The 22563-nt window shown below is 71.6% G+C and carries 22 protein-coding genes; 14 read left to right on the top strand and 8 right to left on the bottom strand.

The annotated features are described in order from the left end of the window. Positions 1–105: 105 nt before the first annotated feature. The 5 genes from KKZ08_RS15505 (at position 106) to KKZ08_RS15485 (ending at position 5160) form a co-directional block, all read left to right on the top strand. Positions 106–615 carry an ATP-binding protein gene (locus KKZ08_RS15505; protein ID WP_223775008.1) on the top strand — a complete coding sequence of 170 codons (510 nt, stop codon included), beginning with the start codon at positions 106–108 and terminating at the stop codon, positions 613–615. Between the two features lie 213 nt (positions 616–828). After that, the gene (locus KKZ08_RS15500; protein ID WP_223775007.1) at positions 829–1587 is read left to right on the top strand and encodes an LPXTG cell wall anchor domain-containing protein; all 759 of its coding nucleotides are present in this window, start codon (positions 829–831) and stop codon (positions 1585–1587) included. A 47-nt stretch (positions 1588–1634) separates the two neighbouring features. Beyond that, on the top strand, positions 1635–2675 hold the full coding sequence (locus tag KKZ08_RS15495; RefSeq protein WP_223775006.1) for a hypothetical protein: 1041 nt from the start codon (positions 1635–1637) through the stop codon (positions 2673–2675). A 62-nt stretch (positions 2676–2737) separates the two neighbouring features. After that, positions 2738–3862 (top strand): hypothetical protein, encoded by a 1125-nt coding sequence (locus KKZ08_RS15490; protein ID WP_223779067.1) that lies wholly within the window; start codon positions 2738–2740, stop codon positions 3860–3862. Beyond that, entirely contained in the window at positions 3862–5160 is a 1299-nt protein-coding gene (locus KKZ08_RS15485; RefSeq protein ID WP_223779066.1) for a hypothetical protein, read from the top strand. Before KKZ08_RS15490 ends, KKZ08_RS15485 begins: the two co-directional genes overlap by 1 nt. A 248-nt stretch (positions 5161–5408) precedes the next feature. Here the strand turns inward: KKZ08_RS15485 and KKZ08_RS15480 are convergent, their stop codons facing one another. Together KKZ08_RS15480 and KKZ08_RS15475 are read right to left on the bottom strand one after the other, a co-directional pair. Then, positions 5409–6245, bottom strand: a complete 837-nt coding sequence (locus tag KKZ08_RS15480) for an alpha/beta hydrolase (RefSeq protein WP_223775005.1) — start codon at positions 6243–6245, stop codon at positions 5409–5411. Positions 6246–6359: 114 nt separating this feature from the next. Continuing rightward, complete coding sequence (locus tag KKZ08_RS15475; RefSeq protein WP_223775004.1) at positions 6360–7856, bottom strand: oligopeptide:H+ symporter; 1497 nt, start codon at positions 7854–7856, stop codon at positions 6360–6362. Positions 7857–8328: 472 nt separating this feature from the next. Here KKZ08_RS15475 and KKZ08_RS15470 point away from each other — a divergent pair, with 472 nt between their 5' ends. Continuing rightward, positions 8329–9006, top strand: coding sequence for a response regulator transcription factor (locus KKZ08_RS15470; RefSeq protein WP_127911041.1), 678 nt, complete (start codon positions 8329–8331; stop codon positions 9004–9006). A 334-nt stretch (positions 9007–9340) separates the two neighbouring features. After that, on the top strand, positions 9341–10609 hold the full coding sequence (locus KKZ08_RS15465) for an ATP-binding protein (RefSeq protein WP_223775003.1): 1269 nt from the start codon (positions 9341–9343) through the stop codon (positions 10607–10609). A gap of 3 nt (positions 10610–10612) precedes the next feature. Here the strand turns inward: KKZ08_RS15465 and KKZ08_RS15460 are convergent, their stop codons facing one another. After that, positions 10613–11140, bottom strand: coding sequence for a GtrA family protein (locus KKZ08_RS15460; RefSeq protein ID WP_223775002.1), 528 nt, complete (start codon positions 11138–11140; stop codon positions 10613–10615). Between the two features lie 198 nt (positions 11141–11338). Here KKZ08_RS15460 and KKZ08_RS15455 point away from each other — a divergent pair, with 198 nt between their 5' ends. From KKZ08_RS15455 to KKZ08_RS15445, 3 genes are read left to right on the top strand one after another with little or no spacing between them, the layout of a single operon-like run. Next, positions 11339–12508 (top strand): 5-(carboxyamino)imidazole ribonucleotide synthase, encoded by a 1170-nt coding sequence (locus KKZ08_RS15455; RefSeq protein WP_263303345.1) that lies wholly within the window; start codon positions 11339–11341, stop codon positions 12506–12508. Then, positions 12505–13047, top strand: coding sequence for a 5-(carboxyamino)imidazole ribonucleotide mutase (purE, locus tag KKZ08_RS15450; RefSeq protein ID WP_223775000.1), 543 nt, complete (start codon positions 12505–12507; stop codon positions 13045–13047). The genes KKZ08_RS15455 and purE overlap by 4 nt, the downstream gene beginning before the upstream one ends. Positions 13048–13051: 4 nt before the next feature. Then, positions 13052–14257 (top strand): dipeptidase, encoded by a 1206-nt coding sequence (locus tag KKZ08_RS15445; protein ID WP_223774999.1) that lies wholly within the window; start codon positions 13052–13054, stop codon positions 14255–14257. Positions 14258–14300: 43 nt separating this feature from the next. Here the strand turns inward: KKZ08_RS15445 and KKZ08_RS15440 are convergent, their stop codons facing one another. Both KKZ08_RS15440 and KKZ08_RS15435 read right to left on the bottom strand, forming a co-directional pair. Further along, the gene (locus KKZ08_RS15440; protein ID WP_223774998.1) at positions 14301–14954 is read right to left on the bottom strand and encodes a dihydrofolate reductase family protein; all 654 of its coding nucleotides are present in this window, start codon (positions 14952–14954) and stop codon (positions 14301–14303) included. Between the two features lie 92 nt (positions 14955–15046). Further along, positions 15047–16219, bottom strand: coding sequence for an acyl-CoA dehydrogenase family protein (locus KKZ08_RS15435; protein ID WP_263303344.1), 1173 nt, complete (start codon positions 16217–16219; stop codon positions 15047–15049). A gap of 187 nt (positions 16220–16406) precedes the next feature. Here KKZ08_RS15435 and KKZ08_RS15430 point away from each other — a divergent pair, with 187 nt between their 5' ends. Next, complete coding sequence (locus KKZ08_RS15430; RefSeq protein WP_223774996.1) at positions 16407–17750, top strand: UDP-glucose/GDP-mannose dehydrogenase family protein; 1344 nt, start codon at positions 16407–16409, stop codon at positions 17748–17750. A gap of 24 nt (positions 17751–17774) precedes the next feature. On the opposite strand, the gene KKZ08_RS15425 is transcribed toward KKZ08_RS15430, so the two are convergent. Then, positions 17775–18299 carry a CGNR zinc finger domain-containing protein gene (locus KKZ08_RS15425; RefSeq protein ID WP_223774995.1) on the bottom strand — a complete coding sequence of 175 codons (525 nt, stop codon included), beginning with the start codon at positions 18297–18299 and terminating at the stop codon, positions 17775–17777. Between the two features lie 92 nt (positions 18300–18391). Between KKZ08_RS15425 and KKZ08_RS15420 the strand changes: the two genes are divergently transcribed. Together KKZ08_RS15420 and KKZ08_RS15415 are read left to right on the top strand one after the other, a co-directional pair. Continuing rightward, a complete protein-coding gene (locus KKZ08_RS15420) occupies positions 18392–18754 on the top strand; it encodes a VOC family protein (protein WP_223774994.1) in 363 nt (120 codons plus the stop codon). 43 nt (positions 18755–18797) lie between these two features. Continuing rightward, a complete protein-coding gene (locus tag KKZ08_RS15415) occupies positions 18798–19205 on the top strand; it encodes a VOC family protein (RefSeq protein ID WP_223774993.1) in 408 nt (135 codons plus the stop codon). A gap of 30 nt (positions 19206–19235) precedes the next feature. Here the strand turns inward: KKZ08_RS15415 and KKZ08_RS15410 are convergent, their stop codons facing one another. Then, on the bottom strand, positions 19236–20378 hold the full coding sequence (locus KKZ08_RS15410; RefSeq protein ID WP_223774992.1) for a dipeptidase: 1143 nt from the start codon (positions 20376–20378) through the stop codon (positions 19236–19238). Positions 20379–20498: 120 nt separating this feature from the next. Continuing rightward, positions 20499–21833 (bottom strand): LCP family protein, encoded by a 1335-nt coding sequence (locus KKZ08_RS15405; RefSeq protein WP_223774991.1) that lies wholly within the window; start codon positions 21831–21833, stop codon positions 20499–20501. Positions 21834–21962: 129 nt separating this feature from the next. Here KKZ08_RS15405 and KKZ08_RS15400 point away from each other — a divergent pair, with 129 nt between their 5' ends. Further along, positions 21963–22511, top strand: a complete 549-nt coding sequence (locus tag KKZ08_RS15400; protein WP_223774990.1) for an acyl-CoA thioesterase — start codon at positions 21963–21965, stop codon at positions 22509–22511. Positions 22512–22563 lie beyond the last annotated feature (52 nt).

Here is a 22563-nt window from a genome sequence, read left to right as displayed (position 1 = left end):
ACGGCAAGCAGCCGATGTCCCCTACTCGTCCCACGACCCCTATCTGTCCAGAGTCCTCTGCGTGTCCAGAGTGCTCAGTCATCTTGTCGGTGAGGTGAAGCGCTGATGAGCACCACCCGGCCTTATTCGCCGGGCGACCGTGGCCCGGAGTCCGAGGCCGCCGTCGCGGACGCTCCCGCGGACCGGGCTTCCGGGGCGCCCACGGCTCGCCAGGTCCGCCGGCTGAGCCTGGACGGCGCGAGCGGCATCGTCCCCCTCGCCCGGGACTACACGCGTGAGGCGCTGCACGCGTGGGGCTGGCTGCCCGCGGAGGGGGCCGAGCGGAGAGCCGCCGCCGAGGACGTCCTGCTCGTCGTCTCCGAGCTGGTCACCAACGCCTGCCTGCACGCCGAGGGCCCCGACGAGCTGTGGCTCTCCTGTGACGGGAAAGTGCTGCGCATCGAGGTCTCCGACCGCGGCGCGGGCCAGCCCGCGCCCCGGACCCCGCACCGCGCCGGACGGCCCGGCGGACACGGCATGTTCATCGTCCAGCGGCTCTGCCTCGACTGGGGTGTCGTACGCACGCCCGGGGGCGTCGGCAAGACGGTCTGGGCGGAGCTGGGAGCGCCCGCCTAGCGCCCGCCCGCCCGCGGTCCGCCCAGGGCCGCGGCGTTACCCACGGTTCGCACACGCGCCGGATCACCACGATCCGGCGCGTCCTTTGTCTTCCCTCGGCAAGGCCCCGGGCGTACCTTGAGCGCCCAATCTGATGTGCCGTCAGTAATGCGTCGGTCCAGCGTTACTCCGCACCGCGGCACGCCACGACGACCGGCATGAGGGGATCACGAGGTGTCGTACAAGAAATCGGCCGCACTCGCGCTTGCCACCGCCCTGGCCGGCGGCTCGGCGGTGCTCATGGCCGCCCCTGCCGCCCAGGCCACCGTCCAGGACGTCAACTACCAGTGCAAGACGCCGATCGGGAACAAGGGCGCGGTCTCGCCGATCGACATCAAGAGCGTCAAGAGCGGCGGCGGCTACAAGCTCACGATGTCCTTCCAGAAGGGCGTCTCGTCCAGCCCCGTCGAACTCGGCAAGGGCGCGATGAAGCCAAGCGCCGTGATCAAGGTCGGCGGCGCCGACAGCGGCACCGTGCCGGTCTCCGGTGCGCCGAACGCCGAGGCGATCCCCGCCAACACCCCCATCAAGATCAGCGACCTGTCGGGCACGTACACGCCGAAGAAGAGCGGCAAGGTCACCTTCACCGCCGGTGTCCTCACGATCAAGGCGCTCGGTACGACCACCACGTGTACGCCGTCCAACAACCCGAAGCCCTCCCTGGAACTGGACGTCAAGGGCTCGGGCGGCTCCGGGTCCGACTCCGGCTCCGGTTCCAGTGCCGGTTCTGATTCCGACACGGGCCTCGACGCCGGCTCCGGTGGCACGACCGGCGGTTCCGACGGCTCCGCCACCGGCGGCAGCGAGCTCCCGCAGACCGGCCCCGCGGACTCCGCGATCGCGCTCGGCACCCTCGGCGGCACCGTGCTGCTCGCGGGCGCGGCCGGCGCGCTCTGGCTGACCCGCAGGAACCAGGCGGCGCGCTCGCGGTAGCCCGCGCCCGACAGCCCGGACCGCCGAAACCAGGCCAGGAGCCGCCGATGCCGCCGAAGCCGTCCATGCCGCCGAAGCAGCCCATGCCGCTCATGCCGCTCATGCCGGCCTCCGCACGTGCCGCCGTGGTGTGCGCCGCCGCCCTCCTGCTGGCGGCAGCGGCCCCCGCGCACGCGGACGGCGGTGGCTCGCCTGCCTGGTCCGTCGCGCCGTCCACCGGGAGCGGCACGCGCCCCGTGCAGGACGGCCGGCCCGCCTTCTACGCCGAGGGTGCCCCGGGCACGGTGCTCCAGGACACCGTCGCCGTCACCAACCCGGGGCCGAAGCCCCGCACGGTGTCCCTGCGGGGCGCGGACGCGGGCGCGGACGCCGGTGCCGACAACGGCAAGGACACGGGGGCGTGGATCCGCTTCGCGCAGCGGCAGGTGAAGGTGCCGCCGCGCACCCGCGCCGAGGTGCCGTTCACCGTGGCGGTCCCCGAGGACGCGGTGCCCGGCGACCACCCCGGGGTGATCGTCGCGAGCGGCGGCGGGCGCACGGTGGGCGTACGGCTGCACCTGCGGGTCGGCGGGCCCACGCTCCCGGCGCTCACCGTGGAGCGCGTCCGGATCGACCAGGGCGCGGGGCGCATCACGTACGACCTGGTCAACCGCGGCAACACCGTGCTGAAACCGAAGCTCGCGGTCCACGCCGACGGTGTCTTCGGCACGCTCCTGGACCGCCCGGCGCGGCCGCTGCCGGTCGAACTGCTGCCGGGGCGCCGCGTCTCCCTGAGCGAGCCCTGGCCGGACATCCCCGCCCTCGACGCGGCGGACGTACGGCTGACGGCGACGGCGACGGTCCCCGGCGGTACCCGTACCCGTGCCCGCGACACCGCCACGGCGTCGGCGCGGTTCGTGCCGTGGGGCGCGGTGGTGGGCGGGGCCGCCGCGCTGCTCGCCGTGGCGGGCGGCGCGCTCCATCTCGTACGCGGACGCGGACGCGACGCCCGGGTGCCGGAACCGGAATCCGGCGCGGAGCGGGAGCGCGGGCAAGGGCCGGACACCGCGCGGGAGTTGGCGGCGGCGGGGACGGGAGAGGAACTGTGAACGGCAAGCGGAACGGAAGGCGGAACGGCAGGCGCAATGGCAAGCGGAACGGGAAGGCCTGGTTGTGGGCCGTCGTCGGTCTGGCGCTGCTCGGCTCCGCCCTGCTGCCGCAGGCACCCGTGGCGGCAGCGGACGAGCCCACCGTGACGCTCTCCGCCGCCCAGGCGGGCAAGGGCGGTTCCGTCACCGTCAAGGGCGCGGGCTGGCGGCCCCGAGCCCTGCTGATGATGCTGATCTGCGGGCAGTCCGCGCCCGGCAGGGGAGTCGTCGGCGGCACCAACTCGTGCGCCAACGCCGAGGGCCGCGCCGTCACCACCGGCGAGGACGGCACCTTCCGCAAGAAGCTGCCCGTCGCCGAGCCGCCCGAGCCCTGCCCCTGCGTCGTGCACGTCGCCACGGTGACCGGTGAGAAGGCGCGGGCCGACACCGTCTTCAAGGTCGCGGGCCACCCCGTGAAGCCGCTGCCCGAGCGGAGCGGCGGCGGGCGGCTCTCCGTCCTGACGGACACCCGTATGGAAGGCTCCGGCTCCCTGCTGACCTGGTTCGGCGCCCCGCCGCGGCGCACGCTCGTCTTCACCGTGGGCAACGTCGGCCCGGCGCCCGTCAAGGACCCCGTCTTCCAGGTCGGCACCTCGCACGGCGTGTTCGCGCCGCAGTGGGAGGAGCAGCAGTGGCGCGGCACCGTCGCGCCCGGCAAGAAGGCGCGGATCGAGCTGCCGGTGGAACTGTCGGCGGGCGCGCACGGCGACTACCTGGTCTCGCTGAAGTTCGGCGGGAAGGTCCTCGCCGAGCAGCCGTGGGGGGTGGGCCGCCCCTGGGGCGTCACCGTCTTCTGGCTCCTGCTCGGCCTCGTCGTGCCCGCGGCCGTGTTCCGCCTCGGCATGGCGGTCGTCGACCGGCTGCGGCCCCGCCGACGGCGTGCCGGTGGCCGGCACCGTACCGGGCGGGTCGCCGAACTCGCGGACCGGCTCCCGAAGTTGAGGCTTTCGCAGAGCGCGGTCGCGGCCGACGAGCAGGCCCGCGCGCCACGCGTCGCCCGTTCCCCGGGGGGATCGGGCGGGCACGGCCCCGGCCAGGCGGAGCGGACGACCGCTCTGCCGTGGTTCACCCCCGACACAGACCCCGGCGCGCCTGCGGGCCGGCTCTCCGCACCGTCCGACAACAGTCCGACGAAGGGAAACACGTGATCACGCATCGACGGAGAGCGGGCGCGGCCTCGGTCGCGCTCCTGCTCGGCGGAGCGGGTGTCCTGTTCACCGCGGGACCGGCGCAGGCCGCGGAAGTCGCTTACCAGACGGAGTGCGTCCCGCCGGCGATCTCCGGGCTGCCGCCCGTGCAGGGCACCACGAAGGTGGAGATCACTGCGCCCGCCACGGCGAAGGTGGGCGACGAGGTCGAGGTCGTGTGGAAGACGACGCAGGCGGCGTCGAAGAACCCGGACGTCCTGGACCTGGACCAGGACACGGTGAAGCCGAGCGGCACCATCAAGGTGGGCGGCGGTCAGAGCGGTGACCTCAAGGTCGAGGGGGAGCGGAAGAATCCGCCGATCAAGAAGAACAGCCCGATGATCCTGTCCGACATGAAGGGCAAGCTGAAACTGACGGCGGCGGGTGAGGTGACGCTGACGCCGGACGCGTACGCCATCAATGTGAGCAAGCCGATCTCGACGGACACGAAGTGCGCGCCGAAGGAGCGGGTGGGGGCGGGCGCGACGATCAAGGTGACGGGTGGGTCGTCCGGCGGTACGGGGGGTAGTGGCGGTACCGGGGGCTCTGGCGGTACGGGTGGGAGCGCGAGCGGTGGTGGCAACGCCGGCGGGGCCTCCGGTGGGGGCGGGGACGGCCAGACCGACTTCCCCGGCAAGGAGGTCCAGACGCCCTACCAGTGCAAGACGCCGATCGGTGACAAGGAAGCCACCTCGCCGGTCCAGATCAACGCCAAGAAGGACGGCGGCGGCTATGGCCTGACCGTGCAGTTCAAGAAGTCCGTGATGGACAGCCCGGCGGACATCCCCGCCGGCTCCGTGAAGCCGTCCATGGAGGTCAGGCTCGGCGGCGCGGACAAGGGCACGGTGCATGTCGAGGGCCCGGCCAACAAGGACCCCTTCAAGTCCGGCGCGCCCATCACCATCCCCGACCTCACCGGCACCTACAAGCCGGGGGCGGACGGCAAGGCGACGCTCTCGCCGGGCGTCCTGACCGTGAAGGCGCTGGGTACGACGACGACCTGCACGCCCGCCAAGAGCGAGGTCTCCCTGGAACTGGACACGAAGGCCCAGCCGGGCGGGGCGTCCGGGGGGACGGCTACCGGGGGCACGGGGGCGGCTGGCGGAACCGGAGGCTCAGCCTCTGGCGGCGGCCTCGCGGAGACCGGAGCGGAGAACAACGGCGCCCTGCGGGCCCTGGGCCTCGTCGCCGGCACGGTGATTCTCCTGGGCGGCGCGGTCTTCACGTTCCTGCCGAGGCGGAGGCGGGGCTTGAGATAACCCTGCGGGGTGGTGTGCGCCCCGCCAGGGGCGCGGGGAACTGCGCGAGCAACTGTCGGACGGCCTGCAGTTGCCGTGGGGGCTGTCTGGGGCAGATGCGTTTGCGGGGTTTTGTCGGTCGGCCGCCGCGGGCTGTTCGTGGCTGGGCGCGCAGTTCCCCGCGCCCCTTTGGGGGGTTGGTGAGGGGCGCGGGGAACTGCGCGAGCAACCCAGGCCGACCCGCACCCGCCCCCGAACCGCCGGAGGCACTACGCATGCCCCCGTAGCCAGCGGAGCGTCATGCGGGCCAGGCCCGGAGCCTTGAGGAGTTGGCCCCCGTGGGCGGCGCCCCGGGCCGTCCGTACCGTCACGTCCCGCTGACCCGCCCGCCGCTGCGTGGCCGCCAGTTCCACGGAGTGCCCCCGCGGCACGAAGTCACCCGCCGAGTGGATCAGCAGCAGCGGAGCGTCATCCGTACCGGACGCGTGGGTCTTGACGGCCAGGTCGTCCCACCGCTCCCAGCAGCGCAGCCCGCCGAGATCGGGAGCGCACCCGGCGAGCCGCTCCGTGGCCTTCCGCAGCGCCCGCCGCTCGGCCGGCGCACCCGGCACGCCCCCGTCCGCCCACGCCCGGTAGGGCGAGGCCACCGGGGACAGCGCCACCACCCCCCGCACCCGCGAACGCCCCTCCCCGTACGCACCGGCCTGCAAGGCCAGATGCCCGCCCGCCGACGAGCCGAGCACCAGCGGCCGCTCCCCGCGCTCCCGCTCCCCGACCCACCGCAGCGCCGCGAGCACGTCGTCGCGCTGCGCGGGCCACGCCGCGTCGGACGTAAGCCGGTAGTCGGTGTCGTAGACGGTGAAGCCGCGGTCCGCGAACCACCGTGCCCGGCCGCTCCAGTCGGTGTCCCGCGCCCACGAGCCCCCGTGCACGATCACCAGGGCGGGCCGGCGCGGGGACGGGCTCCCGTACACGGTGATGTTCTGACGCTCGTGGGGGCCGTACGAGAAGAGCCGGCCGGACGGCGGCCGGGGAGCCGCCTCGGCGGCGACGTGGGGCGAGAGCAGCGCCCCGCAGAGGGCGAGGGGCAGCAAGGTACGGCGCATGGGCCAGATGCTCCACCTGCGGGCGCACAGGAGCATGCAGAAACGCGAAGGGCCACCGCACCGGGTGGTGTGGCGGCCCTTCGTTCGGTTCAGGGGGGCCTGAACGGGCGTACGTCAGTTGACGGAACCCATCAGCTGCTTGACCTTCTTGCGGGAGCTCCAGATACCGAGGCCCGCGATGACCGCGATGATCGCCTCGACGGCCACGGCCCCCGAGTTGTTCAGATCGACGCCGAGCTGCGGCGAGGTGAGCAGACCCGTCACGGAGTCGCCCGCGGTGACCGCGAGGAACCAGACACCCATCATCTGGGCGCTGTACTTCTCCGGGGCCATCTTCGTGGTGAGCGACAGGCCGACCGGGGAGAGGCACAGCTCGCCGACGGTCTGGATGAAGTAGATCGCGACCAGCCACATCGGGCTGACCCGGCCGCCGTTGGCGGCGGTGTCGATCAGCGGGATGAGGAAGACGGCGAAGGAGATGCCGATGAGCGTGAGGCTGGAGGCGAACTTGACCGCCGTGCTCGGCTCCTTGCCCCGCTTGTTCAGCCACAGCCACGCCGAGGCGACCACGGGGGCGAGCGCCATGATGAAGATCGGGTTCAGCGACTGGTACCAGGAGGTCGGGAAGTCGAACCCGAGGAGGTGGTTCGTCGTGGCGGTCTTGCCGAAGATCGACAGGGTGGAGCCGTTCTGGTCGTAGATCATCCAGAAGACGGCGGCGACCACGAAGAACCAGATGTAGCCGGACAGCTTCGACTGCTCCAGCTGCGACAGCTCCTTGTCGCGCTTCATACGGGCCAGGACGGCGATCGGGATCACCAGACCGGCGATGATCAGCGGCATCAGCGCCCAGTCGGCGAAGTTCCCGGTGACGCCCATCAGCGTGTAGAGCGCGGCGGCGACGATCAGCCAGATCAGGCCGGTACGCAGGGCGGAGGCGCGCTGCTCCGGCGTGGCGGGCTGCGAGATCACGCTGCTCTGCGCGCTCAGGTGGCGCGAGCCGATCATGAACTGGGCGAGGCCGAGGGCCATGCCGGCCGCGGCGAGCGCGAAGCCGAGGTGCCAGTCGACGCTCTCGCCGACCGTGCCGATGGTCAGCGGGGCGAGGAAGGCGCCGAGGTTGATGCCGATGTAGAAGAGCGTGAAGCCACCGTCACGGCGCGGGTCCTTCGGACCGTCGTAGAGGTGGCCGACCATCACGGAGATGTTCGCCTTCAGCAGGCCGGAGCCGAGCGCGACGAGCGCGAGGCCGGCGAAGAAGGACGCCGAGTTCGGCAGCGCGAGCGTGATGTGGCCGAGGATGACGACGGAGGCACCGATGATGACCGTCTTGCGCGGACCCCAGAAGCGGTCGGCCATCCAGCCGCCGGGCAGGGCGAGCAGGTAGACCATCGACATGTAGACGGAGTAGATCGCCGTCGCCGTCGTGGCACTCATGTTCATGCCGCCGGGGGCGATCAGGTACAGCGGGAGAAGTGCCTTCATGCCGTAGAAGCTGTAACGCTCCCACATCTCGGTCATGAAGAGTGTGGCCAGTCCGCGGGGGTGGCCGAAGAAGGTCTTCTCGGTGCCAGGGGTACTGGCGGAGTCCTTCGTCAGGCTGGACGCCATGGGTCGATCCTCGTGGGTTCGGGACGCGCGGCAGGAGCGTGTGCGCGCCCGGTGGGGGGCGGTCGGCACCGTTGTCGCGCGGTCCAACCCCACGCCCAGGGGAGATTCACACCCTGGTGGAGGGAGCGAGGGACGGCGACTCCGGGATCCACACCCTGGGCGCAACCTCGCGCGCAGGGCCCGACCACAGGTCATTCCTTTCAAGGCTGGCCGAAGCCGGCCCGCACATAAAAGAGACCTAAGGCGCGCACAGCGGGCCAAAGGTCCTTGAGTAGTGCATCAGGCGTTGGGTCACCATACGACACCACAGGGAGGCATATGGAAGGACTTGAGAGATGGATCACAGGTTTCGACGCAACCAACAGCACACATTCAAAGGTGTTTCTTAGTTTCGCGTCCCATAGGCGCAGGCCCGCGCCACCACTGTGCGATCAACGCACAGCCCTTGTCCACCGCGGACTACCATCACCCCATGACCCGTGTACTGCTCGCCGAGGACGACGCGTCCATCTCGGAGCCGCTGGCCCGCGCCCTGCGCAGGGAGGGTTACGAGGTCGAAGTGCGCGAGGACGGCCCGACCGCCCTCGACGCCGGACTTCAGGGCGGCGTCGATCTTGTCGTGCTCGATCTCGGGCTGCCCGGCATGGACGGCCTGGAGGTCGCCCGCCGGCTGCGCGCGGACGGGCTCACGGTGCCGATCCTCATCCTCACCGCGCGCGCCGACGAGGTGGACACCGTCGTCGGTCTGGACGCGGGCGCCGACGACTACGTGACCAAGCCGTTCCGCCTCGCGGAGCTGCTGGCCCGGGTGCGGGCCCTGTTGCGGCGCGGGGCCACGGAGCACAAGGAGGCGCCGTCCACGCACGGCGTACGGATCGACGTCGAGTCGCACCGGGCCTGGATGGGTGAGGAGGAACTCCAGCTCACGGCAAAGGAGTTCGACCTCCTCCGGGTCCTCGTGCGTGACGCGGGCCGGGTCGTCACGCGCGACCAGCTGATGCGGGAGGTCTGGGACACGACGTGGTGGTCGTCCACCAAGACCCTGGACATGCACATCTCCTGGCTCCGCAAGAAGCTCGGCGACGACGCAGCGAATCCGCGGTACATCGCGACGGTGCGGGGCGTGGGTTTCCGCTTCGAGAAGAGCTGAGCCCCGTAGGGGGCGCGGGGAACTGCGCGAGCAAGCGAGGCAGCCCCGCACCCGCCCGCGAGCCGGCCCGGGGCAGACGGGTCTGCGGCTGCGGCGAGAACGGGGCCTAGGCCCAGCCCCCGTAAGGGGCGTGGGGAACTGCGCGCTCAGCCGAGTCCGACCCGCACCCGCCCGTGACACCGCCGGAGGCAGACGCGTCTGCGTGGTTCCGGTCGGTCAGCCGCCGCAGGCCGTCCGTGGCTGGTCGCGCAGTTCCCCGCGCCCCTAGGGGGGCGGCCACCCCGCGGCCACCACCCGCACCCCCGGACGGCCCCCGATCCGCGACACTGAGTGAATGCGCCGCCGACTGATCAACTCCACCCTCGCCGTCGTCCTCGTCGTGATCGCCGTCTTCGGCGTCAGCCTCGTCATCGTCGAGACCAGGACGATCAGCAGCAGCGCCCAGGAGCGCGTGGACTCCGAGGCCATGCGCCTCGCCAGCATCGTCGACAGCCGGCTGATCAGCCAGGAGCGGATCAGCGCCGCCATCCTGCGCGACCAGGTCGCCACCGCCCGCTACGCCCGCATCGACATGCCCGGCCGCGCCCCCATCGAGATCGGCAAGCGGCCCACCGGCGACGTGATCAGCGCCACCCGCCCCGGCGAGCAGGGCGAACAGGTCACCGTCCAGGAACCGAAGGACGCCGTCACCCGCGAGGTCGGCCGCACCCTGCTGATCATCGCCGCCGTGGCCCTGCTCGCGATCATCGCCGCGGTGCTCCTCGCCGTCCGTCAGGCCAACCGCCTGACCTCCCCGCTCACCGACCTCGCCGAGACCGCCGAGCGCCTCGGCTCCGGAGACTCCCGCCCCCGCCACAAGCGGTACGGAGTACCGGAGCTGGACCGCGTCGCCGACGTCCTGGACGCCTCCGCCGACCGCATCGGCCGCATGCTGACCGCCGAGCGGCGCCTGGCCGCCGACGCCTCCCACCAGCTGCGGACCCCGCTGACCGCCCTGTCCATGCGCCTGGAGGAGATCACCGTCACCGACGAGCTGGACACGGTGAAGGAGGAGGCGACCATCGCGCTGGCGCAGGTGGAGCGGCTCACCGACGTCGTGGAGCGGCTGCTCACCAACTCCCGCGACCCCCGTACCGGCTCCGCCGTCGCCTTCGACCTGGACGAGGTCATCAAGCAGCAGCTGGAGGAGTGGCGCCCCGCCTACCGCAGCGCTGGCCGCGCCATCGTCAGCTCGGGCAAGCGGCACCTGGAGGCGGTGGGCACGCCGGGCGCGGTCGCACAGGTCCTGGCGGCCTTGATCGAGAACTCCCTGATGCACGGCGGCGGCACGGTCGCCCTGCGCACCCGCGTCACCGGCAACCAGGCCGTCATCGAGGTCACGGACGAGGGCCCCGGCGTGCCGCCCGACCTCGGGGCGCGGATCTTCGAGCGGACCATCAGCGGCCGCAACTCCACCGGCATCGGCCTCGCCGTGGCCCGGGACCTGGCCGAGGCGGACGGCGGCCGCCTGGAGATGCTCCAGACGAAGCCGCCGGTCTTCGGCCTCTTCCTGTCGCGTACGCCGGTGTCGAAGACGGAGGCGGCGGCGGAGACGGTCAGGTGAGCGTCAGCCGGTGCGCCGCGCCACGGGCCGCTCGTCCGGCTCCCCGCGCAGCGGCTCCTTCTCCAGGAACGATTCCGCATGCGCGACGGCCTCGCGCGCGGGCAGCGCCTTGAACACCCACGTGCGGTAGGACCAGAAGCGGAAGAGCGTGGCGATGCCCATGCCGAGGAACTTGAAGAAGTTGGCCGCGAGCCTGCCGTCCCAGCCGAACCAGTACGTCGCGGCGTAGAGCACGCCGTTCTCGATCACCAGGCCGACCGAGCTGAACAGCAGGAACAGCGTGAGTTCCTTGGTACGGCCACTCTTGTCACGGTCCCGGTACGTGAAGTAACGGAAGCCCACGTAGTTGAAGACGATGGCGACGACCGTCGCGATCACGCTCGCGCGCACGACGTGCAGATCCGTGACATGGCGTACGAGGTTGAAGACAGCGAAGTTGACCAGTGTGCCGACCGCCCCCACGGCCCCGAACTTGGCGATCTCGCGCCATAGCTGGTCCAGTCGTCCCCGAAGTGCGCCCCGTTCCGTCATGGTGGTCGCCCCAGCCCCCGTCGGTTCGTAACGGGGCGGCATGCCCCGGCTCGTGTACGTGCCGACGGATTGGTGTTTCGGTCGTGTCGACCCAGCCATGCTAACCAGCGGGCCTTTCCGGCGCGCGCGGGCGTCCGGACGCCGTGGCGGCACCGTGCCGGGAGGCGTCGGGGCGCCCTTGGCCCCTGCGGTTCCGGGGTGGCCGGAAGCGGCCGATACCCTGGGGGTGTGACGTTCCCGGTAGTCGGCATGGTCGGCGGCGGTCAGCTCGCCCGCATGACCCACGAGGCGGGCATCCCCCTCGGCCTGAAATTCAAGCTCCTCAGTGACACCCCGCTGGATTCCGCGGCGCAGGTCGTCGGCGATGTCGTCATCGGCGACTATCGCGACCTGGACACGCTGCGTGACTTCGCGCGGGGCTGCGACGTGATCACCTTCGATCACGAACACGTACCCACCGAGCACCTCAGGGCCCTGGAGGCGGACGGCATCCCCGTCCGTCCGGGGCCCGACGCGTTGGTGCACGCCCAGGACAAGGGCGTGATGCGCGAGAAGCTCATGGAGATCGGCGTGCCGTGCCCGCGCCACCGGATCGTGGAGGACCCGGCCGACGTGGCCGCCTTCGCGGCCGAGGGCGACGGCTTCCCGGTCATCCTGAAGACGGTGCGTGGCGGATACGACGGGAAGGGGGTGTGGTTCGTGCGTTCCGTCGAGGACGCGGCGGAACCCTTCCGGGCCGGCGTCCCGGTGCTCGCCGAGGAGAAGGTCGACTTCGTACGCGAACTGGCGGCGAACGTCGTCCGCTCGCCGCACGGCCAGGCCGTCGCCTACCCCGTGGTCGAGTCCCAGCAGGTCGACGGCGTGTGCGACACGGTGATCGCCCCCGCACCCGGCCTCTCGGAGGAACTCGCGGGCCGGGCCCAGGAGTTGGCCCTCGGTGTCGCGAAGGAACTGGGCGTGGTGGGCCACCTCGCCGTCGAGCTCTTCGAGACGGCCGACGGACGCATCCTGGTCAACGAACTGGCGATGCGCCCGCACAACTCCGGCCACTGGACGCAGGACGGCGCGATCACCTCGCAGTTCGCCAACCACGTGCGCGCGGTCCTCGACCTGCCGCTCGGCGACCCGCGCCCGCGCGCCAAGTGGACCGTCATGGCCAACGTGCTGGGCGGCGACTACCCCGACATGTACGCCGCGTACCTGCACTGCATGGCCCGCGACCCGCAGCTCAAGATCCACATGTACGGAAAGGACGTGAAGCCCGGCCGCAAGGTCGGCCACGTCAACACCTACGGCGACGACCTGGACGAGGTCCTCGACCGCGCCCGCCACGCAGCCGGCTACCTCAGAGGGACGATCACCGAATGAGCTCTTCCGTCACCCCCGTCATCGGCATCGTCATGGGCTCCGACTCGGACTGGCCCGTCATGGAGGCCGCCGCCAAGGCCCTGGACGAGTTCGAGGTGGCCTACGAGGTCGACGTCGTCTCCGCGCACCGCATGCCGCGCGAGATGATCGCGTACGGCGAGCAGGCGGCCGACCGCGGCCTGAAGGCGATCATCGCTGGCGCGGGCGGCGCCGCCCACCTGCCCGGCATGCTGGCGTCCGTGACGCCGCTGCCGGTGATCGGCGTGCCGGTCCCGCTGAAGTACCTCGACGGCATGGACAGCCTCCTGTCCATCGTGCAGATGCCCGCCGGTGTCCCGGTGGCGACGGTCTCCGTCGGCGGCGCGCGCAACGCCGGCCTGCTCGCGGCCCGGATCCTCGCGGCCCACGACGCCGAACTCCTGTCCCGTATGCGGGAGTTCCAGCAGGATCTGAACGACCAGGCGACGGAGAAGGGCAAGCGGCTGCGCACCAAGGTCGAGGGAGCGGGTTCCGGATTCGGCTTCGGTTCGGGAAAGTGATCGCATGACACCCCCCGACGAAGCACCCGCCCCGCACGGCGAGGCGCGCGCCCTGCTCGCCGAGTTCCCGGTCGTCGACGGCCACAACGACCTGCCGTGGGCCCTGCGCGAGAAGGCGGGCTACGACCTCGACCGCCTCGACATCGCCGCCGACCAGACGGGCCACCTGCACACCGACATCGCCCGGCTGCGCGCCGGCGGTGTCGGCGCGCAGTTCTGGTCGGTGTACGTCCGCACGGACCTGGCCGGTGACGCGGCGGTCAGCGCCACGCTCGAACAGATCGACTGCGTCGAGCAGTTGCTGTCCCGCCACCCCGCGGACCTGGCCCGCGCACTGACGGCGGCGGACATGGAGAAGGCCCGCTCCGAGGGCCGTATCGCCTCCCTGATGGGCGCCGAGGGCGGCCACTCCATCAACAACTCCCTCGCCACGCTGCGGGCGCTGCACACGCTCGGCGTGCGCTACATGACGCTCACGCACAACGACAACATCGCGTGGGCGGACTCGGCGACGGACGAGCCGGGCGTCGGCGGCCTGTCGCCCTTCGGCCACGAGGTCGTACGCGAGATGAACCGCGTCGGCATGCTGGTCGACCTCTCCCACGTGGCGGCGACGACGATGCGGGCGGCCCTGGACACCTCGGTGGCGCCGGTGATCTTCTCGCACTCGTCGGCGCGGGCGGTGTGCGACCACCCGCGCAACATCCCGGACGACGTCCTGGAGCGGCTGCCCGCCAATGGCGGCGTGGCGATGGTGACGTTCGTACCGAAGTTCGTCCTCCAGGCGGCGGTCGACTGGACGGCGGCCGCCGACGAGAACATGCGCGCGCACGGCTTCCACCACCTCGACACGACGCCGGAGGCGATGAAGGTCCACGAGGCCTTCGAGGAGTCGACGCCGCGCCCGGTCGCGACGACGGCTACGGTCGCCGACCACCTCGACCACATGCGCGAGGTCGCGGGCATCGACCACATCGGCATCGGCGGCGACTACGACGGCACGGCGTTCACGCCCGACGGCCTGGACGACGTGGCGGGCTACCCGAACCTGATCGCCGAGCTGCTCGGCCGCGGCTGGTCCAAGGCCGACCTCGCCAAGCTGACCTGGCAGAACGCGGTACGGGTGCTGGGCGCCGCCGAGGACGTGGCGAGGGACGTACAGGCCCGCAGGGGCCCGTCCGTCGCCACGCTGGAGCAGCTGGACGGCTAGAACCGGACCAGCGGCCAGAGCACACGGCCCGAGCGGCCCCGCGTCACTTGCGCCAGAACACGTGGTGCGTCACGCCGCTCGGGCTGGGCACGACGTCCAGGTGGTACCGGTCGAGCAGCTCGTCCGGCGACTTCCACAGGCGTACGCCGGAGCCGAGCCGCACCGGCGAGACCACCACGTGCAGGGTGTCGACGAGGCCGGCGTCGAGGAATTCCCGGATGGTGGTCGCCCCGCCGCCCAGCCGGACGTCCTTGCCGCCCGCCGCCTCCCGCGCCCGCGCGAGGACCGTGGCCGGGTCGCCGTCGACGAAGTGGAACGTCGTGTCGGAGAGCGTGAAAGACGGCCGCTCGTGGTGCGTCATGACGAACACCGGGGTGTGGAACGGCGGCTCGTCGCCCCACCAGCCGCGCCACTCGTGGTCGGTCCAGGGCCCGCGCTGGGGCCCGAACTTGTTGCGGCCCATGATCTCCGCGCCGATGTTCCGCGCGAAGTCACGCGTGAAGTAGTCGTCGAGGCCGCGGCCGCCGCCCGGATCGGTGCGATTGGGCCAGCTCGCCGTGGCCCCCGCCCAGGCGAACATCTCACCGGGATCGGCGTGCCCGAAGGGCCGCTCCAGGCACTGGCCCTCACCGGCACCGAACCCGTCGCTGGAGACGGTGAAGTTCTGCACCCGCACCAGCTGTTCCGGCTGTTTCATGTGTCCCTCCCATGTCATCGACGACAGGAAGGACCGCCGGGGCCACGGAAACTCATCGCTGTGGACGGACGAATTCCCGTGGCCGGCCGGAACTACGGCAGGTTCCGCGCCATCACGATGCGCTGGACCTGGTTCGTGCCCTCGTAGATCTGCGTGATCTTCGCGTCGCGCATCATGCGCTCGACGGGGTAGTCACGGGTGTAGCCGTAGCCGCCGAGGAGCTGGACGGCGTCCGTGGTGACCTCCATCGCGACGTCCGAGGCGAAGCACTTGGCGGCGGCGCCCTGGAAGGTCAGGTCCCTTTCTCCACCTCCGGCGGCAACGCGCTCCGACTTGGCGGCCGCCGCGTACGTCAGCTGGCGCGCGGCCTCGATCTTCATCGCCATGTCGGCGAGCATGAACTGGATGCCCTGGAAGTCGGCGATCGGCTTCCCGAACTGCTTGCGCTCCTGGACGTAGCCCTTGGCGTAGTCGAGGGCGCCCTGCGCGATGCCGAGGGCCTGCGCCGCGATGGTGATGCGGGTGTGGTCCAGGGTCTTCATCGCGGTCGCGAAGCCGGTGCCTTCCTCGCCGATCATGCGGTCGGCGGGGATGCGGACGTTGTCGAGGTAGACCTCGCGCGTGGGGGAGCCCTTGATGCCGAGCTTCTTCTCCGGGGCGCCGAAGGAGACGCCCTCGTCACCCTTCTCGACGACGAAGGCGCTGATGCCCTTCGAGCGCTTGGTCGGGTCGGTGACGGCCATGACCGTGTAGTACTCGGAGACGCCCGCGTTGGTGATCCAGCGCTTCACGCCGTTGAGGACGTAGCCGTCGCCGTCGCGGACCGCCTTCGTCTTCATGCCGGCGGCGTCCGAACCCGCGTCCGGCTCGCTCAGGCAGTACGAGAACATGCCCTCGCCCTTGGCGAGCGGCGTCATGTACCTCTTCTTCAGCTCCTCGGAGCCGGAGAGGATGACGGGCAGCGAGCCGAGCTTGTTCACGGCCGGGATGAGGGAGGAGCTGGCGCAGACGCGGGCCACTTCCTCGATCACGATGACGGTCGCCAGGGCGTCGGCGCCCGCGCCGCCGTAGCTCTCGGGGACGTGCACGGCGTGCAGGTCGTTCGCGACCAGCGCGTCGAGGGCCTCCTGCGGGAAGCGGGCCTCCTCGTCCACCGCGGCGGCGAACGGCGCGATCTTCGCCTCGGCCAGCGAACGGATCGCGTCCCGGAGCATGTCGTGCTCCTCGGACGGGCGGTACAGGTCGAAATCAGCCGATCCGGCCAAGGTCTCTCACGCTCCAAGGATGCTAATTACCGTTAAGTAACCCAAATTTTAGTGGTGTCGCCCGTGCGGTGGATACGTGAGCTTGGCGACAGCGGGAAATGTGCCCGGTGAGAGGCCTGTCGACGCCCGACTATGCTCGGTCAACGCACGGCAGCAGCAAGCCCCCGCAGACCGTCTGGAGCACCGCATGGCCCTCAAGATCACCGTGATCGGCACCGGCTATCTCGGCGCCACGCACGCCGCGGCCATGGCCGAACTCGGCTTCGAGGTCCTCGGTCTCGACGTGGTGAGCGAGAAGGTCGAGATGCTCCAGCGGGGCGAGGTCCCGATGTACGAGCCCGGCCTGGAGGAGCTGCTGCGCAAGCACGTCGCGGGCATCGAGGGCTCCAGCGGGCGGCTGCGCTTCACGACGGACCCGGCGGCGGCCGCGGACTTCGGCGACGTCCACTTCATCTGCGTGAACACCCCGCAGAAGCACGGCGAGTACGCCTGCGACATGTCGTACGTCGACACCGCGCTGGAGTCCCTCGCCAAGCACCTCACCAAGGCGTCGCTGGTCGTCGGCAAGTCCACCGTGCCGGTCGGCAGCGCGGACCGGCTCGCCGCCCGCCTCGCCGAGCTGGCCCCCGCGGGCGACGAGGTCGAGCTGGCGTGGAACCCCGAGTTCCTGCGCGAGGGCTTCGCCGTGCAGGACACGCTGCACCCGGACCGCATCGTGGTCGGCGTACGCAGTGAGCGCGCCGAGAAGCTGCTGCGCGAGGTCTACGCGACGCCGATCGCCGAGGGCTCGCCCTTCGTCGTCACCGACTTCCCGACGGCGGAGCTGGTCAAGACCTCGGCGAACTCCTTCCTCGCCACGAAGATCTCCTTCATCAACGCCATGGCCGAGGTCTGCGAGGCGGCCGGCGGTGACGTCGTACAGCTCGCGGAGGCCCTCGGTCACGACGACCGGATCGGCAAGAAGTTCCTCCGGGCCGGAATCGGCTTCGGCGGCGGCTGCCTGCCCAAGGACATCCGCGCGTTCATGGCGCGGGCGGGCGAGCTGGGCGCCGACCAGGCCCTGACGTTCCTGCGCGAGATCGACTCGATCAACATGCGCCGGCGCGGCCAGATGGTCGAGATGGCCCGCGAGGCGCTGGGCGGCGGCTCCTTCCTCGGCAAGCGGGTCGCGGTGCTCGGTGCCACGTTCAAGCCGGACTCCGACGACGTCCGCGACTCCCCGGCGCTCAACGTCGCCGGGCAGATCCACCTCCAGGGCGGCCAGGTCACGGTGTACGACCCCAAGGGCATGGTGAACGCCCGCCGCCTCTTCCCCACCCTCGGCTACGCGGACTCGGCGATGGACGCGGTGCGCGGCGCGGACGTCGTGCTGCACCTCACGGAGTGGCGCGAGTTCCGCGAGCTCGACCCGGCGGCGCTCGCCTCCGTGGCGACGACCCCGGTCATCCTCGACGGCCGCAACGCCCTCGACCCGCAGGCCTGGCGGGCGGCGGGCTGGACCTACCGCGCCATGGGCAGGCCCGCGGCCTGAGACGGGCGCGGGGCACCACAGAGGCTAGGAAGACGTGCCGGGTGCCGCCTTGCGGGCCCGGTACGCCCGCATCTTCGCGCGCGCCCCGCACACGCCCATGTCACACCACCGGCTCCGGCCCGCCGGGCTGCGGTCGTAGTAGGCCCAGTGGCAGGTGACCGCCTCGCACGCCTTGAGGCGCAGCCACGTCCCGGCGGTGAGCGCCTCCGCGATCGCCGAGGCCACCCGCGCGGTGAGCGTCGGGCCGTCCGCGGGGACGAGTGACGCGGCGCCCGTCGCGCCGTCCACCTCCACCAGCAGCGGCCCCTGGGCCAGCAGTTCGCTCAGCTCCCGTACCGGCCCGTGCGCCGGGTGTCCGGCGTGCGCGAGGCACGCCGCCCGCAGGGATTCCCGCAGTTCGCGCGCCGCGTCCACGTCCTGCGGGGCGAGCCCGAAGGCACCGCGCCCCGACTCGGTGTCCAGGGCGTCCGCGCCGCTCGCCAAGTCCAGCGTGTTCACCAGCTCCTGGACCAGCGCGAGCCCTCCCGGCGCCGGCGCTCTGTCGTTCATGGTTGCGACGTTACCTCTTCTGCGGGAGCATGAAGTAACCGTTACCTGTTGGTGCCATCATCCGGTAATTCGCGGCAACCTCTGGAGGAACCATGGCTCTCGCCAAGCTCGGCGTCGTCGTCCTCGACTGCGCCGACCCGCTCGCCCTCGCGGAGTTCTATGCCGCGGTCGTCGGCGGCACCCCGACCCCGGCCGACGACACCTGGGTCGACCTCAAGGGGCACGACGGCACCCCCCTGGCCTTCCAGCGGGCCCCCGGCCACGTACCGCCGAAGTGGCCCGCGCCCGACGGGTCGCAGCAGTTCCACCTGGACCTCACAGTGGACGACATGGACGCCGCCGAGGAACAGGTCCTCGCCCTCGGCGCCACGGCCCTCGACGCGGCCGACCGGGACCGCAACTGGCGGGTTTACGCCGACCCGGCCGGGCACCCGTTCTGCCTCTGCGCCTGCTGAGACACCCGCGCCCTGCCGGGAATCCCGTCGAGAAGGAGGAGTCATGACCGACCAGCACGACGCCGCCGCCCCCATCGCCCGCCTGCGCAACGTCGTCCTCGACTGTCCGCGCCCGCGTGAACTGGCCGAGTTCTACGCCCAGGTCATCGGCGGCACCATCGAGGAGGACGGGGACTGGGTCGACCTCGTGGCCCCGGGCCGCGTCAAGGTGTCGTTCCAGCGGGTGAGCGACCTGCGCCCGCCCGAGTGGCCCCGCTCCGACGTCAACGCCCAGCAGCTCCACCTGGACCTCGACGCCGGCCGCACCACCGAGGAGCTCGACGCCGCCGAGAAGAAGGTGCTCGCCCTCGGCGCGCGACCCCTCGACCTGGACGACGACGGCGGCAAGCGCGACTTCCGCGTGTACGCCGACCCGGCCGGGCACCCGTTCTGCCTCTGCAAGATCCCCTGACCGCGGCCCGGGTGACCGTGACCCGGCTGGTCAGCCGTCCAGGCGCTCTATCCGCGCCGTGGACGCCGTCCTGCGCTCCCGCGTGGCCCGGGCCGTGAAGTCCGCGCCGCGCAGGGCGCGTTGGAAGTTGCCCCAGGTGAGCAGCGCCACGTCGGCCTCGGGCCAGCCGCGGTCCAGGAGCGCCGCGATCAGCTGCGGATAGTCCGACGGGTCGACGAGATCCTCCGGGTGCACCTCAGGGGTGTCGTACATCCCCGCGATGCCGACGCACTCCGGCCCCGCGACCCGGCGCACGTGATCGAGATGGTCCGCCACCTCGCGCGCCGAGGAACCCGTGCGGTCGGCGGCCAGCGGCACCATGCACAGGCCCTTGTGCTCGCCCACCTCCGCGAGCAGCTCGTCCGAGAGGTTGTCCGGGTGGTCGCGCAGGGCAGCGGCACCGGAGCGGGTGAAGATCACCGGAGCCTTGGAGATGGCCAGGACCCGCCGCACGGTCGCCTCGGACGCGCCGGACAGGTCCGCGAGGATCCCGAGCCGGTTCATCTCCCGCACGACCTCCTCGCCGAACGCGGTCAGCCCCTCGGCGCCCGCCCACGACGTACCGCAGAGGGTCACCGCGCACAGACCCAGGCTGTGCAGCCCGCGCAGGGCCCCCAGCGAGTCGCCGAGCGCGGTGCCGCGGGCGGGACCGATCAGCGTGGCCATGCGGCCGCAGTTGCGGGCGTCGGTGGTCTCCGAGGCGTCACGGGCGAGCCGCAGCCACTCGGGATGGTTACCGACGACGTGTTTGACCAGGTCGATCTGTTCGAGGGTGGTCCGCACGACCTGGTCGGTGCCGAGCCGCTCGGGCACCCGCACGGACCACAGCTGCGCCCCGACGCGGCCCGCGCGCAGCCGCGGCAGATCGCTCTCCAGGCCGCTGTCGCCCGTCTCGAAGTCGTACCAGGGCAGGTCGCGCAGGGTTCCCGGCAGACCGCTGTACCCGTCGGCGACGGGGTGTGCGGCGAGCAGGGCGTGGGCCCGCTCCAGCGGGTCGGCGGCCTCCGCCGCCTCGGGGCCGTGACCGGGCTCCCGCTCGGGAAGCGGCTCGGTACGGGGGTCGGGCCGGGCGGGGGACTGGTCGAGCTCCCCCGCCTCGGCGGTGGCGTTGATCTCGTCCTGTAGGTCTGCCATGGCAGGGCTCCGGACGTCGACGGTGGCAGGTTCGGACCACCGTGGCATGCCGGAGCCGGGGTTTCCCGCCGGGCGGGCCGTTCGGGGGACGGGGCCGCCGCCCGGCCCCCGAGCCGTGGTTCAGCCGGAGACCGTGACCTTGTCGTCGTTGTTCAGCTGGTTGACCAGCTGCTTGACCTTGGCCTTGTCCCACAGGACGTTGCCGCCCGACATGCCGGCGATCGGCATGTTCATCGACTTGCCGTCGCCGCCGGTGACGCCCTTCATCGCCCAGAACATGGACGCCACGTCCATCAGGCCCATGTCCTTGTCGACGATCAGCGTGTCCAGGCCCGCGCCCATCGTGGGGTAGAGCTTGAACGGGTTCATGACCGTCCCCGGCGTCGCCGCCTGGTTGGCGAGGGCCGCGAGGAACTTCTGCTGGTTCTTCGTGCGGTCCAGGTCGCTGCCCGGCAGCGCGTAGCGGGTGCGGACGAAGGCGAGGGCCTGCTCGCCGTCGAGCGTCTGCTTGCCCGCCTCGAAGTCGGCGCCGGACTTCTTGTCCTTGAAGCCCTTGGGAATGTCCATCTCGACGCCGCCGACCGCGTCCACGATCTTCGCGAAGCCGCCGAAGCCGATCTCGGCGTAGTGGTCGATGCGCAGGCCGGTGTTGTACTCGACGGTGCGGACGAGCAGCTCGGGACCGTCCTCCGCGTACGCGGCGTTCAGCTTCGTCTGGCGGCCCTGGTTGGGGTAGAGCTTGCCGGACTCCGCGCCCTTGAAGGAGGGGATCGTGACGTTCGAGTCGCGGGGCAGCGAGATCATCGTGTTCCCGCCGTCGTCCGCGACGTGCAGGATCATCATCGAGTCGGTGCGCTTGCCGTCGGCCGAGCCCGTGTGCAGCCGCTTCTTCTCCTCGGCCGACATGCCCTCGCGGCTGTCGGAGCCGACGATCAGGTAGTTCGTGCCCGCGCCGCCCTCGGGCCGCTCGATGACCTTGGAGAGGTCGACCTCGCGCTTGAGCTTGCCGTCCGCCCAGAAGTACGTCGCCACGGTCGTCACGAGCAGTACGGATACGAGGGTGATCGAGCCGATCTTGATGCGGCGCCGCCAGTTCGGCGCGGCGCGCGGGCCGCGCGGCGGGCGTCCGGCACCGCCCTGGCCGCCGTCGCCCGTGGCGGGCCGGCCGTAGACCTGCCCGGTGTTGTAGCCGCTGTCGTAGCTCTGGCCGTGGCCACCCTGGCGCGGGGTGCGCGGCTCGAAGACCTCGTCGCGGGCGTCGCCGTACGGCTGTCCGTCCCCGTACCCGTCGTCGTACGCGGGCTGCTGCGGCACACCGCCCGGCGGCGGTCCGGCGGGGCGGGCGGGGCCGCCGCGCTGGACATGCCGCATCACGCGGGCGCCGTCGGGCTGAGGGTTCCCGCTGCCGCGGCCATATCCACGGCCGCCCGCCTGATCGTCTGGCCAATCGCTCATGTGGCCCAGTGTGCAGTGCGAGGGCGCGCGGCTTACAGGGCGGTCGGGATTTCGGGCCAGGGCTGTTGCAGAGCTGATGCAAAGCGGCCGGGGAAGGGGTGCGGGCGCGCCCGGCATAGGGTGGAGGGCATGACAGATCAGGCCCCCCGTTCGGAATCGGGTATACCGGGCAAGCCGACCTCGGCCTCCCGCACCACGCTCAGCCACATCATGACCCACAACGACACCAACCTCCTCGGCACGGTGCACGGCGGCGTGATCATGAAACTCGTGGACGACGCGGCGGGGGCCGTCGCCGGACGCCACTCGGGCGGGCCCGCCGTCACCGCCTCCATGGACGAGATGGTCTTCCTGGAGCCGGTCAGAGTAGGAGATCTCGTCCATGTGAAGGCCCAGGTCAACTGGACCGGACGCAGCTCCATGGAGGTCGGCGTGCGAGTCCTGGCCGAGCGGTGGAACGAGTCGACGCCCGCCCAGCAGGTCGGCTCCGCCTATCTCGTCTTCGCCGCGGTCGACGCCGACGGCAAGCCCCGCACGGTGCCCCCGGTCCTCCCGGAGACCGACCGCGACCGCCGCCGCTACCAGGAGGCCCAGATCCGCCGCACGCACCGCCTCGCCCGGCGCCGCGCGATCAAGGAGCTGCGGGAGGCCCGCGCGGCGGAGGGCTTCGACGACTGAGGCCCCTGCGGCACCGGTCAAGGACAGGTGACGGTCAGGGGTGTCAGGGGCG

This window comes from Streptomyces sp. 135 (genome assembly GCF_020026305.1).
Lineage (GTDB): Bacteria > Actinomycetota > Actinomycetes > Streptomycetales > Streptomycetaceae > Streptomyces.
Note: the sequence above shows the minus strand (reverse complement) of the source record. Positions and strands in the feature narration are given on the sequence as shown.

Bases quoted from the DNA above. Each gene is read 5' to 3' on its own strand.
- KKZ08_RS15400 (WP_223774990.1), top strand. From the start codon at position 21,963: ATGACAGATCAGGCCCCCCGTTCGGAATCGGGTATACCGGGCAAGCCG.
- KKZ08_RS15445 (WP_223774999.1), top strand. From the start codon at position 13,052: ATGACACCCCCCGACGAAGCACCCGCCCCGCACGGCGAGGCGCGCGCC.
- KKZ08_RS15430 (WP_223774996.1), top strand. From the start codon at position 16,407: ATGGCCCTCAAGATCACCGTGATCGGCACCGGCTATCTCGGCGCCACG.
- KKZ08_RS15475 (WP_223775004.1), bottom strand. From the start codon at position 7,856: ATGGCGTCCAGCCTGACGAAGGACTCCGCCAGTACCCCTGGCACCGAG.
- KKZ08_RS15420 (WP_223774994.1), top strand. From the start codon at position 18,392: ATGGCTCTCGCCAAGCTCGGCGTCGTCGTCCTCGACTGCGCCGACCCG.
- KKZ08_RS15415 (WP_223774993.1), top strand. From the start codon at position 18,798: ATGACCGACCAGCACGACGCCGCCGCCCCCATCGCCCGCCTGCGCAAC.
- KKZ08_RS15480 (WP_223775005.1), bottom strand. From the start codon at position 6,245: ATGCGCCGTACCTTGCTGCCCCTCGCCCTCTGCGGGGCGCTGCTCTCG.
- KKZ08_RS15405 (WP_223774991.1), bottom strand. From the start codon at position 21,833: ATGAGCGATTGGCCAGACGATCAGGCGGGCGGCCGTGGATATGGCCGC.
- KKZ08_RS15440 (WP_223774998.1), bottom strand. From the start codon at position 14,954: ATGAAACAGCCGGAACAGCTGGTGCGGGTGCAGAACTTCACCGTCTCC.
- KKZ08_RS15425 (WP_223774995.1), bottom strand. From the start codon at position 18,299: ATGAACGACAGAGCGCCGGCGCCGGGAGGGCTCGCGCTGGTCCAGGAG.
- KKZ08_RS15460 (WP_223775002.1), bottom strand. From the start codon at position 11,140: ATGACGGAACGGGGCGCACTTCGGGGACGACTGGACCAGCTATGGCGC.
- KKZ08_RS15470 (WP_127911041.1), top strand. From the start codon at position 8,329: ATGACCCGTGTACTGCTCGCCGAGGACGACGCGTCCATCTCGGAGCCG.
- KKZ08_RS15410 (WP_223774992.1), bottom strand. From the start codon at position 20,378: ATGGCAGACCTACAGGACGAGATCAACGCCACCGCCGAGGCGGGGGAG.
- purE (WP_223775000.1), top strand. From the start codon at position 12,505: ATGAGCTCTTCCGTCACCCCCGTCATCGGCATCGTCATGGGCTCCGAC.
- KKZ08_RS15495 (WP_223775006.1), top strand. From the start codon at position 1,635: ATGCCGCCGAAGCCGTCCATGCCGCCGAAGCAGCCCATGCCGCTCATG.
- KKZ08_RS15465 (WP_223775003.1), top strand. From the start codon at position 9,341: ATGCGCCGCCGACTGATCAACTCCACCCTCGCCGTCGTCCTCGTCGTG.
- KKZ08_RS15505 (WP_223775008.1), top strand. From the start codon at position 106: ATGAGCACCACCCGGCCTTATTCGCCGGGCGACCGTGGCCCGGAGTCC.